This window comes from Faecalicatena contorta (genome assembly GCF_003149105.1).
Classification (GTDB): domain Bacteria; phylum Bacillota; class Clostridia; order Lachnospirales; family Lachnospiraceae; genus Muricomes; species Muricomes contortus_C.
In genome coordinates this window covers 243,680-260,219 of the sequence record NZ_QGDS01000004.1, presented here as the reverse complement: position 1 = coordinate 260,219, position 16,540 = coordinate 243,680, and the positions used below count along the sequence as shown (strand labels likewise).

General features: G+C 41.0%; 13 protein-coding genes. 4 read left to right on the top strand and 9 right to left on the bottom strand.

The features are described 5' to 3' along the window. The first annotated feature begins 35 nt into the window (after positions 1–35). The 3 genes from A8805_RS09165 (at position 36) to A8805_RS09155 (ending at position 6,025) form a co-directional block, all read left to right on the top strand. Positions 36–2,924 carry a glycoside hydrolase family 3 protein gene (locus A8805_RS09165; protein ID WP_109710310.1) on the top strand — a complete coding sequence of 963 codons (2,889 nt, stop codon included), beginning with the start codon at positions 36–38 and terminating at the stop codon, positions 2,922–2,924. A gap of 83 nt (positions 2,925–3,007) precedes the next feature. Further along, entirely contained in the window at positions 3,008–5,407 is a 2,400-nt protein-coding gene (locus A8805_RS09160; RefSeq protein ID WP_181392785.1) for a glycoside hydrolase family 3 C-terminal domain-containing protein, read from the top strand. Positions 5,408–5,425: 18 nt separating this feature from the next. Continuing rightward, complete coding sequence (locus A8805_RS09155) at positions 5,426–6,025, top strand: hypothetical protein (RefSeq protein WP_109710308.1); 600 nt, start codon at positions 5,426–5,428, stop codon at positions 6,023–6,025. 84 nt (positions 6,026–6,109) lie between these two features. Here the strand turns inward: A8805_RS09155 and A8805_RS09150 are convergent, their stop codons facing one another. The 8 genes from A8805_RS09150 to A8805_RS09115 form a co-directional block, all read right to left on the bottom strand. Continuing rightward, a complete protein-coding gene (locus tag A8805_RS09150) occupies positions 6,110–6,556 on the bottom strand; it encodes an acyl-CoA thioesterase (protein ID WP_109710306.1) in 447 nt (148 codons plus the stop codon). Positions 6,557–6,786: 230 nt separating this feature from the next. Then, a complete protein-coding gene (locus tag A8805_RS09145) occupies positions 6,787–7,563 on the bottom strand; it encodes a GolD/DthD family dehydrogenase (protein ID WP_109710304.1) in 777 nt (258 codons plus the stop codon). Positions 7,564–7,582: 19 nt separating this feature from the next. After that, positions 7,583–8,602: a zinc-dependent alcohol dehydrogenase gene (locus A8805_RS09140; RefSeq protein WP_109710301.1), complete on the bottom strand. Its 1,020-nt coding sequence runs from the start codon at positions 8,600–8,602 to the stop codon at positions 7,583–7,585. A 72-nt stretch (positions 8,603–8,674) separates the two neighbouring features. After that, positions 8,675–9,706, bottom strand: a complete 1,032-nt coding sequence (locus tag A8805_RS09135) for a sugar ABC transporter substrate-binding protein (protein WP_109710300.1) — start codon at positions 9,704–9,706, stop codon at positions 8,675–8,677. A 26-nt stretch (positions 9,707–9,732) separates the two neighbouring features. After that, positions 9,733–10,713 (bottom strand): ABC transporter permease, encoded by a 981-nt coding sequence (locus A8805_RS09130; RefSeq protein WP_109710298.1) that lies wholly within the window; start codon positions 10,711–10,713, stop codon positions 9,733–9,735. Positions 10,714–10,742: 29 nt separating this feature from the next. Beyond that, positions 10,743–12,239 carry a sugar ABC transporter ATP-binding protein gene (locus A8805_RS09125; RefSeq protein ID WP_109710295.1) on the bottom strand — a complete coding sequence of 499 codons (1,497 nt, stop codon included), beginning with the start codon at positions 12,237–12,239 and terminating at the stop codon, positions 10,743–10,745. A gap of 20 nt (positions 12,240–12,259) precedes the next feature. Next, entirely contained in the window at positions 12,260–13,195 is a 936-nt protein-coding gene (locus A8805_RS09120; protein ID WP_109710293.1) for a sugar kinase, read from the bottom strand. A gap of 1 nt (position 13,196) precedes the next feature. Beyond that, a complete protein-coding gene (locus A8805_RS09115) occupies positions 13,197–14,078 on the bottom strand; it encodes a sugar phosphate isomerase/epimerase family protein (protein ID WP_109710291.1) in 882 nt (293 codons plus the stop codon). A 306-nt stretch (positions 14,079–14,384) separates the two neighbouring features. Here A8805_RS09115 and A8805_RS09110 point away from each other — a divergent pair, with 306 nt between their 5' ends. Beyond that, positions 14,385–15,410, top strand: a complete 1,026-nt coding sequence (locus tag A8805_RS09110; RefSeq protein ID WP_109710289.1) for a LacI family DNA-binding transcriptional regulator — start codon at positions 14,385–14,387, stop codon at positions 15,408–15,410. Positions 15,411–15,863: 453 nt separating this feature from the next. On the opposite strand, the gene A8805_RS09105 is transcribed toward A8805_RS09110, so the two are convergent. Beyond that, complete coding sequence (locus A8805_RS09105; protein ID WP_109710287.1) at positions 15,864–16,388, bottom strand: hypothetical protein; 525 nt, start codon at positions 16,386–16,388, stop codon at positions 15,864–15,866. Positions 16,389–16,540 lie beyond the last annotated feature (152 nt).

The following is a 16,540-nucleotide window of genomic DNA, read 5'->3' as shown; positions in this document are numbered from 1 at the left end:
GAATAAAGATAAAAGATGACAAGGGAGGAAATGAGATGTTAAAAATTAACATGGATGACGTCATAAACGTCTTGAACTCGTGTAAACCGTATCTTATCGGTTTTGGAGTTGTACTTGTACTTGCAATTATTGTAATTGTTGCATGTATGAAGCTGGAAAAGGCAAAGAAGAAGTTCATCAGAGGAGAAGCAGGAATTGCAATTCTGCTGGCTCTGGTAATCGTCGTAAACATGATTTGCTTCGGACCTATGTACAGCATGATTTCGCTGGCAACAGGAAATGGAACAATTACAGAAGAAACTTCAGATGCAGCGACAGAATTGTGTACTGAAATTGCCGAGGAGGGAATCGTTTTATTAAAGAATGAAAATAACCTTCTCCCAGTAACAGAAAATAAGAATCTGAACGTATTTGGATGGGCTTCCACAAACCCATGCTACGGGGGAACAGGATCGGGTTCTTTGTCCGATGCTTATGAGACAAAGACTTTGCTGCAGGGACTGACAGATGCGGGATTTGAACTGAATGATGAGCTTTCTGATTTCTATACAACCTTCCGTTCAGACCGCCCGGAAGTAGGAATGTGGGCTCAGGACTGGACGTTGCCGGAGCCGACTGCGGATTCCTACAGTGATGAGCTGCTGAAATCTGCAAAAGATTTTTCTGATACGGCAATGGTTGTGATTACACGTGTAGGCGGTGAAGGTGCAGACCTTCCTGTAGATGTAAGTCAGGTTACATATACAGATAATTCTTCAGATTATAAAGATTTCGGGGATGGAGAACATTATCTTCAGTTAAGTCAGACAGAGAAAGATATGCTGGATTTGGTATGTTCCAATTTTGATGATGTTATTGTAGTATATAATGGTGCAAATGCCATGGAGCTTGGGTTTATCAATGATTATGAGCAGATTAAAAGTGCTGTATGGTGCCCGGGTACAGGCCAGTCTGGCTTTACGGCATTGGGAGAAGTGCTGAGCGGTGATGTAAATCCGTCAGCAAAGACAAGTGATACCTTTGTCTATGATTTAGATAACACACCTACATCCAATAACTTTGGAGTCTTCGATTATGACAATATGGATGAATTTGCATATACCGCAAAGACCTTCGCTTCTGATGAGGAGGTAACTACGCTCCCTTCCTTTGTTAATTATGTGGAAGGTATTTACGTAGGATATCGTTTCTGGGAAACGGCGGCAGATGAAGGGCTTATCAATTATGATGAGCATGTTCTGTATCCTTTTGGATATGGACTGTCCTATACTACTTTTGAACAGGAAATGGGACAAATCACAGAGGCGGATGGAGTAATTTCTTTTGATGTCACAGTGACAAATACTGGTGATACTGCTGGTAAGGACGTAGTGGAAGTGTATTATAACCCACCGTATACAAATGGAGGAATTGAAAAGGCTGTGGCAAATCTGGTTGCGTTTGAAAAGACAGATATGCTGGAAGCCGGAGCATCCGAGACAATTACGGTTTCCTTCAAGGCAGAGGACATGGCTTCTTATGATGATAAGGGTGCAAAGGCCTATGTACTGGAAAGTGGAGAGTATGGAATTTCTATTCGTTCTGATTCTCACCATGTGATTGACGAGGATACCTATACTGTAGACAATACAATTGTTTATGATGAAAATAATAAGAGATCTACAGATGAGACAGTTGCAACAAACCAATTTGACTATGCGGTAGGAGATATAACATACCTGTCACGTACAGATGGATTTGCAAATTATGAGGAGGCAACTGCTGCTCCTGCAAGCCTGTCTATTTCGGATGAGAAAAAAGCAGAATTTATTAACAACAGTAATTATAACCCAGAGGATTACAATAATGAAGCAGATGAAATGCCTGTTACAGGGGCTGACAATGGTCTTGAGCTGCAGGCATTGCGTGGTGCTGACTATGATGATCCTCAGTGGGATACTTTGCTGGATCAAATGACACTCAGTGAGATGGATACGGTTATTGCTCTGTCAGGATATCAGACACCGGCAGCAAGCAGTATTTCTAAGGTGCAGACTATCGACTGTGACGGACCTGCCTCTATCAATAATAACTTTACCGGAACAGGTTCTATCGGCTTTCCGTCAGCAGTGATGATTTCTAATACATGGAACAAAGCGATTGCAGAGCGTTTCGGAGAAAGCATCGGAAAAATGGCGGATGAGATGGGAGTATCCGGCTGGTATGCACCAGCTATGAATACACACAGAAGTGCATTTGCAGGACGTAACTTCGAGTATTATTCAGAGGATGGAGTTCTTGCAGGGCATATAGCGGCACAATCAGTAATTGGTGCTGAAAAAGAAGGTGTGTATGCTTATCTTAAGCATTTTGCATTAAATGACCAAGAAACAAACCGTAACAATATGCTTTGTACATGGACAAATGAACAGGCTGTCCGTGAGATATACCTGAAACCTTTTGAAATAGCCGTAAAAGACGGAGGCGCAAAGGCTGTTATGTCTTCCTTCAACTATATCGGAGCACGCTGGGCTGGCGGCAGTACAGAACTTTGTAATACCGTACTTCGTGACGAATGGGGATTCAAAGGATTTGTGCTTACAGATTATTTCGGTGTATACGGTTATATGACTGCTGATCAAGCAATCAGAAATGGTACAGATGCCATGCTGGTGGCTTATGACACAGCAACAAACCATGTCGTGGACCAGAAGAGTGCAACAGGTGTTCAGGCAATGAGAAATGCAGTTCATAATATTCTGTACACTGTAGTAAACAGCCGTGCTTATGATGCAGACAATATTCAGACAGGGTTAATGTCCTGGCAGATTGCAGCAATTGTAATTGATGTAATTCTTGCAGCAGTTGTTGTTGCACTTGAGGTTGTATTAATTAAAAGGTTCCGGAAAAGAGCAGTAGAAACAAAAGATGCAAGATTGGAATAAAACAAGTCATCTATAGGAAATGCGGAATCGGATAATACATCCGGTTCCCTTTTCCTTACAGGTGTGAAATAGGAGGTAACATTTTGAGATACCAGGAATTAATTGGTAAGATGACATTGGAGGAAAAGGCATCCTTGCTGTCAGGGAAAGATTTCTGGCAGACTGTAGATATAAAGCGTTTGGGAATCCCATCTATGACTTTGTCCGACGGGCCTCACGGCATCCGCAGGCAGGCCGGGGAATCGGACCACCTTGGATTAAATGCCAGTGTTCCCGCAACTTGTTTTCCTACAGCAGCCACCGTGGCCAATAGCTGGAATCCCGGACTGGGAGAAGAACTGGGAAGCTACCTGGGAGAGGAAGCCGTGTCTCAGGGAGTAAATGTACTTCTTGGGCCGGGACTGAACATTAAGAGAAGCCCTTTGTGTGGAAGAAACTTTGAATATTTCAGCGAAGACCCATATCTGGCAGGCAAGATGGCAGCAGGATATGTAAAAGGAATCCAGAGCAAGGGAGTAGCTGCATGCCCCAAGCATTTTGCGGCCAACAGCCAGGAATTGAGACGTATGTCCAATGACTCTGTACTGGATGAGCGGACCTTCCGCGAGATTTATACAACCGGGTTTGAAATTGCGGTAAAAGAAGGGAAATCAAAATCCATTATGACTTCCTACAACCGGATTAATGGTGTCTATGCCAATGAGAATGAGCATTTGCTGCAGGAGATTCTTGTAGATGAATGGGGATTTGACGGCTTTGTAGTATCTGACTGGGGCGGCAGCAACAGCCATACCGATGGAGTAAAAGCCGGAAGTCATCTGGAAATGCCCACAACCGGAAAGGATGGCATGAGAGAACTGATGGCGGCTGTGAAGGAAGGGACATTAAGCGAAGAGCTGCTGGATAGAAGAGTGGATGAACTTCTCAGTGTCATTTTTGATACACAAAAGGCGGTGGAAGGAAAAACCGGAAAAGGATTTGACATTGAGAAACATCATGGGATGGCAGAAAGAGCAGCTGAGGAATGTGTGGTTCTGCTTAAAAATGAGGATAATATTCTCCCGCTGAAGCAAGGCACAAAGGTAGCAGTTATTGGAGATTTTGCAGATAAACCCCGGTACCAGGGGGCAGGCTCCAGTATTGTAAATTCCACAAAGCTGGACAGTCCTTTGGATGTATGGAAGACTGAGGAATGGGTAGAGTTTGCAGGTTATGAGCAAGGTTTTATCCGGAATGGAAAAATGAGCGAGGAGCTGGAAAGAAAGGCAGCAGAGCTGGCAAAACGTGCAGACGTAGTATTGCTTTACCTGGGGCTGGATGAACTGGCCGAAACCGAAGGGATGGACAGGGAGCATATGAAAATTGCCTATAATCAGATTGATCTCTTGGCAGCAGTGCAGAAGGCCAATTCCAATATAGTTGTTGTGATGTCCGCCGGAGCACCTGTGGAGATGCCCTGGCTGAATCTGGTAAAGGGTATGGTACATGGATATCTGGCAGGTCAGGCCGGAGCCGGAGCTGTAGCAAATGTTTTAACAGGAAAAGTATGCCCGTCAGGAAGATTAAGTGAAACCTATCCTGTTAGCTACGAAGATACCCCTATCTACCATTGCTGGCCGGGGAAAGAGAAGACTTCTGAATACCGTGAAGGGCTGTTTGTGGGATACCGCTATTATGAAACCGCAGACATACCCGTATTATTTCCCTTTGGATATGGACTTAGCTACACCTCATTTGCTTACTCTGATATCCAGGCAGATGAAAACGAAGTCCATGTTACAATTCAAAATACCGGAAGTGTAGATGGTGCCGAGGTAGTGCAGATTTATATATCAAAGCCAAACGGTAAAATTTTCCGTCCTGCCAAAGAGCTGAAAGGTTTTCAAAAGGTGTATCTAAAGGCAGGGGAGAGCAAGACAGTCACGATCCCTCTGGATGATAAGGCATTCCGCTATTATAATGTAATAACAAATAAATGGGAAGTAGAAGGCGGTTCGTACAGGATTATGGCAGGCCCTAATGTGGCAGAAGTTTCCCTGAGTACAGAAGTAAGTATAGAAGGTACGGAAGCAAGGCTTCCATATAAGAAAGAAGAGCTGTCTTCTTACTATACAGGGCAGGTTGCAGAAGTAGGAGATGAAGAATTTGAAGATCTTCTGGGCGGGCCTATACCTGACGGCAGGTGGGATAGAAATAAAGGGTTAGATATTAATGACGCTCTCTGCCAGATGCGTTATGCAAAAAGCGGCCTTGCCAGACTGATTTTACGCATACTGGAACACTTGAAAAATAAGAGTATGGCAAAAGGAGAACCAGATTTAAATATTCTGTTCATTTATAATATTCCATTCCGTGGAATTGCGAAAATGACCGGCGGCATGGTAAGTATGGATATGGCAAGAGCCATGGCGGAAGTCGTGAATGGACATTTCTTTAAAGGGATGGGGCATTTAATAAAAGGGTTTTTTGCAAACCGGAAGTAATGGAAAGGGAGAATAAATATGGAAGAAAAAGCAAAAAGCAGCCGGAGCTTTTGGGAAAAATTTAAAGAGAAGCATCCTGGGATTGCCCAGTTTATTATATTTTTTGTTATCAGCAATGGAGTGACTGTGCTTCAGATGGTTCTGATGCCTGCAATTAAATGGGTATTCAGTTATACTGCACTGGTCGGCACCAGTTTTCAAATATTACCGGTGGGACAAAACCTGGATGGAAGTATTTATTATGTGTTTGACTATGCAGCCGGATCTATTGCAAACGGAGGGGGAGGTGGTCTGGCTTATTTTCTGGCAGTAGAAATTACCTTGCTGCTGGCTCAGATTATCAACTTTTTCTTACAGAGGAATGTAACCTTTCAGTCCAACTCCAGTGTAGGAAAGGCAGCATTCTGGTATTTCGTGGCATGGGTAATTATCTCCGTAGGTGCTGCGGCTCTCCAGGGACTTTATAAAACCCCGATTTATAACTTCTGTATGGATGTAATGGGAAAAGGTGCCGGGATGACTGCGGCAGATATTATAACAATGCTTATAAATTCTGTTATATCCTTCTGGGTATTCTTTCCGATTATGAAAATTATCTTTAAACAGAAAAAAGCATAGTATCTTAGTTTGACAGTTAAATAATAAAAGCAATAATTCCGTTCATATAGTTAAGGAAAGAATTATTGCTTTTTGAGTTTATTATTATCGTTTATCCATACAATTTGTAGTGGATTCATAGAGCTCAGCAAATAAATCATATAATTCCGGCAGTACTTTTTTTAAGGAAACCGGGCGCTTTTTGTTGGCATCAAAATAGCAATGACTGCTTTCCCCGACTGTTCTTAGCTTGCCGGTAGCAGCGTCAGTGATTTCATATTGAACTGTCATTTTAGCAGCAGACAGGGCGGATATGGAGACTTGGATGTTTACAGTGTCTCCAAAACGAACCATAGATTTATATTCACAGGAAATACCAAGCAGTGCAAAGTCAATTCCTGTGCTTACCGCGCGCTCGTAGCTAAAGCCCATTTGTTCCATGAAGTCGACTCTTGCCTCCTCCATCCAGTGGATATAATTGGCATGATGGATAATGGCCATTTGGTCAGTTTCGTAATAATGCGTCTTCCTGACATAAGGTTTTATGTTCATAAGCTCTGCTCCTTCTCGATGGATTTTAATTTATATGTCACATCTTAACAGGATTTTCAGCTACTGTAAACGGTACGATGTGAAGTTCTAATGCTCAATAGCCTGGTAATACTTTAAGCAGTTAGAAATAGCCGGACAAGATACCTTATAATTTAGGTTTCATGTCCGGCTATTATCATATAAAAACGGTTTTTACAGAGATTCTAAATTATGTAATTCTGTCCCAGCTTTTAGGTAATTGTATACCCTCCGTCAAGCACCAGATTAGCCCCATTGAACAAGCTGGCAGCATCACTTGCCAGGTAAACAGCGCAAGCGGCAACCTCCTCAGGATAACCGAACCGGCGGGAGGGTATGGATTTCTTAAAAGCCTCGCCCTTTTCGTTATTCCAGTTCATTTCACCCATTTGAGTCAGTATGATAGTAGGGGAAATAGCATTGATTCTAACGTTATATTGCCCCCATTCCAATGCCAGTTGTTTTGTCATCTGGATAACGCCTGCTTTAGAAGTTCCATAAGCCAGGTGGCGTTCCAGGGCCACAACCCCTGCCTGTGACGCTATATTAATGATACATCCTTCTTTATTTTCAATCATAGTCTTTCCAACTGCCAGTGACATGTTGGTAGTTCCTGTAAGGTTAACAGCCATGGTTAAATCCCATACCTTATCTGTGCTTTCTGCAGCCATTTCTAAAAAGCCTACCCCTGCACAATTTACCAGTATATCAATCTTCTTAAATGTCTGTATTGTTTCATTTACAAGAGCGTCAATGTCTGCTTGCCGGGTAATATCGCCGGTGACAGAGAGTACTTTTCTTCCCTGAGCTATGACATATTCCTCCAGTTCAAGGGAACGTTTCATATCGAAGCTAACGATGTCAGCACCTTTTCTGGCAAACATTTTTGCTATTTCTATTCCGATTCCATTCGCAGCCCCCGTTATGACTGCTGTTTTATTTTTTAGTGAAAAATCTTCATTAAAGTTTTTATATTTCCAATCGCTCATAATTAACCTGCCTTTTCCCTTACATTTCTATAATTACTTTTAAGCTGGTATCCTTATTTTGCTCAATATATTCAAAGGCTTTATCATATTCATCAAATGTAAACTTCTTAGATATTAAGGGCTTCATATTAATTTTTCCAGCTTCCATATAGTCAATGGTATCCTGAAAGTCTTTTTCTACATACATTAAAGAACCTATAAGTCTATATTCTCTATCCTGAACCCATGCTAAGTTAATAGCCGGTGTAGATCCGAATACTCCAACTATTATAATATCATGGCCCTTTTTTGAAAGCTCAATGGCCTGGTTTACTGTTGCGCCTACGCCTACACATTCGAAGAAGATATCTGCACCTTCCCCGCCGAAAGCCTCCTCAATGGCGTCTTTCAGGGAAACATTTCCCGTGTTAACTGTATGAGGAATTCCACATTCTTTTGCGATTTCTAAGCGGTAGTCAGACAGGTCTGAAATCAACACACTTTTTGCGCCTTCTGCCAAGGCGGCCTGAGCTGTTACGTTTCCAATGGTACCTGCACCCATTACAACTACATTTGCACCCTTTACGCTCTGCCCCCTTCTTACCGCATGAACGCCGACAGCAGCAGGCTCAATGGTAGCTGCAAGCTCTGCGTTTAAACTTTCAGGCATTTTTTTGATCAGAGCTGCATCTACATTAAAATACTCACATGCAGCTCCCGGAGTCTGGCATCCGATAACATCCAAAGTATTGCATATATTATATCTTCCGGCCTTACAAGGCTCACATTCACCACAAAAGTCCTGAGGCATTGCTGTTACCAAATCGCCAATCTCAATACCGGAAACATCAGCCCCTATTTCAATTACTTCACCGGCCATTTCATGTCCAAGGCGTATTGGGAAGGACATAAAAGGATGCTGTCCATAATATGCGTGAATATCAGAACCGCAGATTCCCAGTGCCTTTACTTTCATTAAAACTTCATTTGATTTTATTACCGGTTTTTCTATTTCGCTAAATTCAATTGTTTTTGCACTTGTCAATATTGCCTGTTTCATGATCTTCCTCCTGATAAATAGCAGGTATTCCCGGCAGATGCCAGGAATACCAGTAAAAGTTTATCGCAGCTATTATTCTGTAAGCATACCGTTCTCGGTGTATCTCTTAATAAATTCATCAACATTGTCTTTTGTAATCAATGTTACCGGAATCTGAAGTTTTTCAAATCCTTCTTTGTTTTCTCCTGTTAAAACTTCATGACATACTCTGGCGCCTTCTTCTGCCATAACTTGAGCATCCTGTAATGCAGTAGCATTCATTTCACCATTTTCAATAGCAACGGCTGCATCTGCCAGTCCGTCTACACCAAAGAACTTGACATTCTTTTCAATACCAGCCGCTTTAGCTGCTTCATAAGCGCCAATTGCCATAGCGTCATTCATAGAAATAACTGCATCAATCTTATCGCCATGTACCTGAATCCAGTTCTCCATCAGTTCCATACCCTTTGACTTCTCCCAGCCGCCAATCTGCTCATCTAAGATTGTAATCTTTGTCTGTGAGAAAAGAACATCTTCGTAAGCTCTCCTACGTTCAATTGAATCGGTATTTCCGGATGGTCCTAATAATACAACAACATTTGCATCATCCTTTAACTCGCCCTTCGCATACTCTGATACAACAGTTCCAAGGTCATATGGATTTGCAATAACGCTGGATGCCTTTTCTACGCCCAAATCATCCAGGTTAATCATCATAATGGGTGTTCCCTGCTCGATATAGTCAGCTACAATATCATCTTCTGCTGCCGGCTCTAAAGGCAATAAAATAATGTAATCATATCCCTGTGAAACGCAGGTCTCAAGGTTGCTAAGCTGTGTTTCTAACTGATTTTTTGAATCCATAGTGGTCAGTGTCATGTCATCATAAGCTGAGAATGCTGTGTCTAATTCTTCAGCCAGCCATGCTGCAAATGTAGCAGACATATCGGTGGGAAGAAATGCTACTTTAAAGCCATCCTTACTTTCGCTGTCGGTCTTTGTTTCGCTAGAGGAAGCTGTATTGTCCTCAGAAGCAGCATCTTTTTTGCCGGAGCATCCCGCTAATAACCCCAGTGCCAGTACGCCTGCCAGAAACAGACTCATGATTTTTCGTGTTTTCATAAAAATCCTCCTTTTTTAATATATGGTTACTTTTTTACATCAAAAGTTGATGCCATAATTTTAATAGTTCTGCCTTGCTTCTTGGAGAAGCTGTCAACAAGAACCGCTACGATAATAATGAAACCTTTTACAATCATCTGCACATAGGAATCAATCCCAAGCAGATTCATAATGTTATTCAATACGCCGATAATAAGAGCACCTAAGAAAGTTCCAAAAGCAGTACCCGCACCACCGGAAAAGCTTGTCCCGCCGATGACTGTTGCAGTAATCGCATCTGTTTCAAATCCTCTTCCTTCACTGGGGATTCCGGCATTGAGACGTCCCATCATAACCATACCGGCGATAGCAGCAAAGATACCTGAAACAATAAAGACAATCCATTTCATCTTACGGACCTGCACACCTGCGGCATTTGCCGCCTCTGAGTTTCCTCCGATTGCATATAAGTAACGTCCAAACTTTGTATATCTAAGTACTACATGAGTAATCGCAAGCATAAGCAGCATAAAGAATACAGTAATTGGAAGGAATCCAAATAAATCACTTTGTCCTAACATCTTGAAATCACCGATTTTATATACATTCTGTCCTCCGGTGTAAAAGTTAACAGCACCAAAGCAAACGGACTGCATTGCCAATGTTACGATGAAGGCAGGCAGCTTAAAGTGTGCTACAAACAACCCGTTGACTGCACCAACCAAAGCTCCTAAGAATATCCCAAATAAAAAGGCAAGTACAAGATTGCCGGTAGCAACATATAAAATACAGGCAAAGGTTCCTGACATTCCCGCTAAATATCCAATGGAAAGGTCTATTTCACCGGTGATAATAATCATACCCTGGGCAAATGCACAGATGGTAACAATACTTACCTGCTTTAAGATGTTTGTAAGGTTTGTTGTAGTCAAAAAACTATCTGATAATACGGAACAAATACCAACCATGGCAATTAAAATCAATATTAAAGAATATCTCCTAACATTTGGCTTTACTTTCTTTTTCATATCTATCTCCTTTTTCCATATTTCTTTAATTATTTTTCACCCATGGTAGCCAACTGCATAACTTTTTCCTGTGAAAAATCCTGACGATTCAGGCAGCCTGTCATATAGCCCTGGTTCATAACATAAATCCTGTCACACATTCCCAAAAGCTCGGGCAGCTCTGAAGAAATCACTAATATTGCATATCCCTGTTTCGCTAAATCCATCATGATATTATAAATTTCAAGCTTGGCCCCTACATCGATTCCTCGGGTAGGTTCATCCAAAATCAGCAAGTCACTTTCCAGGCTCAGCCATCTGGCCAGAAGTACTTTCTGCTGATTTCCTCCGCTCAGAGAGCCGATGGGGGTTTCTATTCCCGCGAACCTTACCTTCAAAAGATCTGACATCTTTTCTGCTTCCTCTATTTCCTTTTTCAGGTTCATGAATACACCTTTGCGGACCCGGTGGCTTGCAATTGTTATATTCTCACGGCAGCTTCTGACTCCAATAATGCCTTCCTTCTTACGGTCCTCTGTAATCATAAGAATTTTATTTCTTATAGCATGTGATACATTTTTAGGAGTATAAGATTTACCGTGCAGCTCTATTTCTCCTGAATCTAAAGGATCCAGTCCGAAAATTGCCCGGCAGACCTCACTTCTTCCGGCTCCTACCAGGCCGGCCATACCCACAATCTCTCCTTTTTTAACCTGAAAGGAAACATCCTTGAACATGCCTTCACTACAAAGATTCTTTGCTTCAAAGGCAACTTCTCCAACGGGTATTTCCTCCTTTGGATATATGTTGTCAATGGAACGTCCAACCATGTGTGCTATAATACTGTCTTCTGTAAAATCACTTACAGGCCCGGATATAATACTTTTTCCATCACGGATAATCGTGATATCATCCGCTATTTTAAAAATCTCCTCCATTTTATGGCTAATATACAAAAAGCTGATTCCCTGTGATCTCAACCGTTCAATGGTCTCAAACAGCAGCTTCACCTCTTTATCGGAAATGGAGGAGGTGGGTTCATCCATAATAATGACCTGTGCCTTAAATGCCACTGCCTTTACAATCTCCAGCATCTGAATGCTCGCAATGGACAATTCCCTGATTTTCATTTTAGGGTCATAGGACAAGTCATTTTCATCTAAAATTTCCTGAGCCTGCTTATTCATCTCTTTCCACTTTACACATCCGGCACTGCCCGGCTGACGCTTCATAAATATATTCTCAGCTATTGTAAGTTCCGGGAAAAAGTTCAACTCCTGATATATCATGGCAACTCCTGCTTCTGAGGATTCCAAAGGGCCGGAAAAATGCACTTCCTTTCCATCCAGAAAAACTTTTCCCTCATCACGCTGATAGAGTCCATTAATAATCTTCATCAACGTTGATTTTCCTGCACCATTTTCTCCTACAACAGCGTGTACCGTACCTGGCCTTAGAGAAATGTTGACATCATCTAATGCCTTTACCCCTGGGAAAGACTTTGAAATATGTTCCAATTTCAATTTATACTCAATCTTTTCCATCATACATCTCCTTCCCTTATATCTCAGTTATTCTCAATCATGTTCCTTACTGTATCAGGAGTAATATCACCTTCCATTGGTCCAAAAGCAGCAGCGTTTAAGGCTCCGGCTGCAGCTCCCATTTTAGCCGCTTCTTCGATTTCCTTTCCCTGTACAAGGCCGGCCAAAAATGCTCCGTCAAAGCAGTCGCCCGCACCTGTGGCATCCAGCTGCTTCACCTTGTATACTCCAACCTTTTTTATCCCATCCCGGGTATAAATAGTACTTCCTTTTGAACCATTCTTTAGAATAAGGATTTCCATCCTGGGACTTTCAAAACATTTTTTCACAGCATCTTCTATAGTAGCTTGTCCAGATGTCATGAGAAGTTCCTCGACTCCCGGAAGAAATATACTGGTATTATCCATGACTTCCTTAATTACTTTATGAATAGAACTATCTGTAAAAAGTTCCTTTCTGATGTTCGGGTCAAAGGAAATCTTAGTGCCGGCTTTAGCAAGCATTCTCATGGTCTTTAAAATTTCCTGTGCAAACTCTTTATTTGCCATGAGAGAGCACCCCATAATGTGCATAAATTTCACATCTGTAAACTCGCCGGATTTAGGAGCTTTTGCCTCCACCGCAGGAGTATTTCCCATATGATAAATAAACTTTCTTGAGCCATCACCAAAATATGTAACGAAGGCTACACCGGTAGCTTTTTCTTCACTCTCAATAATATGACTGCAATCTACACCATCTTTTTTCAGCCTGTCTAAGAGACATTTACCAAAATCGTCCTTTCCCACGCCGCCGATCAAAGCAGTTTTGCATCCCAGTCTTGCGGCAGCATCTATACATATTGCAGGTGCGCCGCTTGGGAATGGTCCTTTAAATAAATCCGGCTCATATAACTGAGCGTCTTCCTTAGTTCTCATTACCTCAACAAGCATCTCACCCATAACAAGAATATCCAGCATTCTATTTTCCTCCTATACCAAGACAACATTTCTTTAAAAATACCAGCGATTCTTTTATATAGTGGTCCATTTGCTCCGGTGTTGCCTGGTCACTTAAATCTCTCCATACCCGGATATCACGGCCAACTTGCCCGCCCTTTAATATAAATGGTTCCATTACCACTGCTTTTTGGTAATCAATATCACGCAATGCTTTTCCAATCTCCGGCCAGTTAATACTGTTGTTCATTCCAGGAAGTTTGCGGTTACATTCTCCTACATGGAGGTGTCCTAAGTACTTTCCGGCCTTGCGGATGGCATCATATATATTATCTTCTTCAATGTTCATATGATAAGTATCTAACAAAAGAGTAATCTTATCACTTCCAACCTTTTCCACATATTCAATGGATTCTGCACAATCCGTTAAAATATAAGTCTCGTTTCTGTTTAAAACTTCAAGAGCACACTCAATGTCTAATTCTTCTGCTGTTTTACTTAATTTCTTTAAGCCTTCAATACTTCTGTCCCAGGCAGCTTCTTTGTCTGTATCAACAAAATCTGTTGGCCAGAAAGAATAGATAGCGCCGACTAAGGCTTTAGAACCCAGTTTATTCATGTTTTGCAGTACTTTTTTAAAGTATATCAGGGCATGTTCCCGAACCCCTGCATCTGCGGAGGAAAAGTCGTTCTCCTTGGATGGTCCGCTGTTCGTGGTGAATTCAATTCCGTTTTCCTCACCAGCCTTTTTTAAGGCTGCAATTTCCTGATCGGACATATCATATAAGTGGTCAGCGCCAATTTCAAGAATATCAAATCCAATATCAGCCACTTTTTTTGTTAGTGTTAAATAATCACATTCCCAGTTAGTTCCCCAATACGCGTATCCTGTTCCAAATTTCATTTTTAATCATCCTTTCTTTGTGCTCGTGCCTAATAAAATGTATTTTTGATGTAATCTTCACAAAAATATGAGATTCTATCAATTGTGCTCGTGCACATTTTGTATATATATATTATCATTATATTTTTTTAATTGCAATGTGCATTTTTATTAATAATAAAAATTTTTTTTGTGCATATTATACATATTTTGGGGTTTCCCTATATATTTCCTAATAGCTGTATGTGCTCGTGCACATGCTTTGACATTTGCCTTCTGATATATTATATTATTACTAACTATTACTTTAAGGGGAGAGGGAATACTATGGCTGTTACAATTAAAGAAATCGCTGAGCTTGCTAATGTTTCCAGAGGAACCGTTGATAAAGTACTGAATGACCGCCCGGGTGTGAAAAAAGAGACACGCCAAAAAGTTCTGAAAATCGCAAAAGAACTTAATTATAAACCCAACTTTTTAGGCAAGGCATTAGTACAAAGTAAAGCTCGCGTTAAAATAGGGATTGTTCTGACTCCCGAATATAACCCATATATCCAGGAAATGATTGCGGGCATTAAGAAGGCTCAGGATGAATTTCAGGCATTTGGGATTGAGATTGTCATAAAAATGCTCATTTCATTGGAGCCTGCTGAGCAGATTAGTATTTTAAATGAGTTAGAATCAGAAGGTGCGGCCGGAATAGCTGTGCTTCCTATTGATGACCAGACAGTCAGAGATAAGATTAATCAGCTTGTGGACAGAGGGATTGCCTTTATTACTTTTAATTCTAAAATTGAAGGAACCAATGATTTTTGTTTTGTAGGACAAGATCATCAAAAGGGCGGGAGAACAGCAGCGGGGCTGCTTATGAAGCTTCTGCCTTCAGGAGGAGATGTGGGGGTCATTATTAGTTCCTACCGGTTATCATGCCATCAGAGCCGGCTGCAGGGGTTTTTGAATAAGTTAAAGGAATCCTCTTCCCCTCTTCATGTTTTAGAGGTTCAGGAGAATCAGGACCGTAAAGATGATGCTTTTAAAATTACACTGGAGTACTGCAATCAGCATCCGGATTTAAAGGGATTATATATTACAGGCGGGGGGATTGCAGGGGTGGGAAGTGCCCTTAATCTGCTAAATCTTTCTCATAAAATAGCAGTGGTTTGCCATGATTTAATTCCGGATACTTTGGTTTTGTTAAAAAATGGCACCGTGGACTTTGCCTTAGGTCAGAGTCCTGACTTTCAAGGGTATCAACTGGTGAAAATTTTATTTGAACGTTTAATAAAGAGACAAAAACCTGAGAATAAAGATGTGGAAATTCCAATTACGATTGCAACTCAGGACTCCTTGTAATGCAAGAGTTAATAAAGACTGCCGGTTGAATTAATGCACTGACATTCTTTTTATAGGAGCGACTAGATTTGAACTATTTCAAGAATCCAAGATACTGACCAAAAGTAGCGTTAATAACTTCATCTTAACCTAATAAACACCCGAAAGTCTGGATTACATAACAGATACCATTATGTCTTTTTATACCGCTGTTATTGCAGGTGTTGCTTGCTGCATCATCTGTAAATGATTAGACGGCGGCACAACTAGCGTAAAGTAAAAAAGTCTCAGAGCTGCAACTCCGGGACCTTTTTTGTTTACGTGAAACTATCATGGTATATGTAGCTGGCAGTTGCAAATATAACTGCAAAACCTAGGTATGTTCAAAAAAGTCGTTACACCTCATACTCTAGCCAGGAAAACTATTCTTTAAGTGGCGGTTTGTACACTACAGGTGATACGAATAGACCCCATCTACTTCTTATCAATAAGAGAGTCTATTATTCTCCTATAATCCTTATAGAACATCTTTATAATACGTTTTTTTGAATTGTACGAATGTAATGCCCACAATACACCTACTAATATCACACTTACAACCAAAAGAACTACAACTGACGATACCCAATAAGCAACTCCACTGCTATATGAGAACCCTATACCATTAAAAATAGCCGTGATACCTACACCAATTATAACACCATCATAAAACAAATTAGATACTGATATAACCATACTTACATAGTCTTCCATATACTCTAAATAGCTAGAAAAATCAACTAACTCACTTTTGCTTTTACTCTTATGTTTTTTTCGTACATATCTACTCCACTCTGAATAAACATGAGGGGCTTTGTTACCTTCTTTTAACCCCAACCAAATATACTGTTTTTCAGATAATGACTCACCTCTAAAATGTTTGTAAACTACTAACTCTTCTTTTTTTATAAAATTGTAGTCTGCTTTACCAACATTATAAAATCTAACTCTTCTTAGCATAGAAAGAATAACTCCCTTCAAAAGTTCTAGAAAGGATATTCTACCACCATATCTATTACGATGTACCCCTATATGAGATGTTGGTGGAAATCCCAAAGATAATAACTATATGGTAAAAGTGCTCACAAAAAGCCAACGGAACAAGCCTGTAC

What these genes read in the sequence shown, in the direction of transcription:
- A8805_RS09155 (WP_109710308.1), top strand. Translation starts at nt 5,426, where the DNA reads ATGGAAGAAAAAGCAAAAAGCAGCCGGAGCTTTTGGGAAAAATTTAAA.
- A8805_RS09120 (WP_109710293.1), bottom strand. Translation starts at nt 13,195, where the DNA reads ATGCTGGATATTCTTGTTATGGGTGAGATGCTTGTTGAGGTAATGAGA.
- A8805_RS09150 (WP_109710306.1), bottom strand. Translation starts at nt 6,556, where the DNA reads ATGAACATAAAACCTTATGTCAGGAAGACGCATTATTACGAAACTGAC.
- A8805_RS09130 (WP_109710298.1), bottom strand. Translation starts at nt 10,713, where the DNA reads ATGAAAAAGAAAGTAAAGCCAAATGTTAGGAGATATTCTTTAATATTG.
- A8805_RS09110 (WP_109710289.1), top strand. Translation starts at nt 14,385, where the DNA reads ATGGCTGTTACAATTAAAGAAATCGCTGAGCTTGCTAATGTTTCCAGA.
- A8805_RS09140 (WP_109710301.1), bottom strand. Translation starts at nt 8,602, where the DNA reads ATGAAACAGGCAATATTGACAAGTGCAAAAACAATTGAATTTAGCGAA.
- A8805_RS09145 (WP_109710304.1), bottom strand. Translation starts at nt 7,563, where the DNA reads ATGAGCGATTGGAAATATAAAAACTTTAATGAAGATTTTTCACTAAAA.
- A8805_RS09115 (WP_109710291.1), bottom strand. Translation starts at nt 14,078, where the DNA reads ATGAAATTTGGAACAGGATACGCGTATTGGGGAACTAACTGGGAATGT.
- A8805_RS09125 (WP_109710295.1), bottom strand. Translation starts at nt 12,239, where the DNA reads ATGATGGAAAAGATTGAGTATAAATTGAAATTGGAACATATTTCAAAG.
- A8805_RS09105 (WP_109710287.1), bottom strand. Translation starts at nt 16,388, where the DNA reads ATGCTAAGAAGAGTTAGATTTTATAATGTTGGTAAAGCAGACTACAAT.
- A8805_RS09135 (WP_109710300.1), bottom strand. Translation starts at nt 9,706, where the DNA reads ATGAAAACACGAAAAATCATGAGTCTGTTTCTGGCAGGCGTACTGGCA.
- A8805_RS09165 (WP_109710310.1), top strand. Translation starts at nt 36, where the DNA reads ATGTTAAAAATTAACATGGATGACGTCATAAACGTCTTGAACTCGTGT.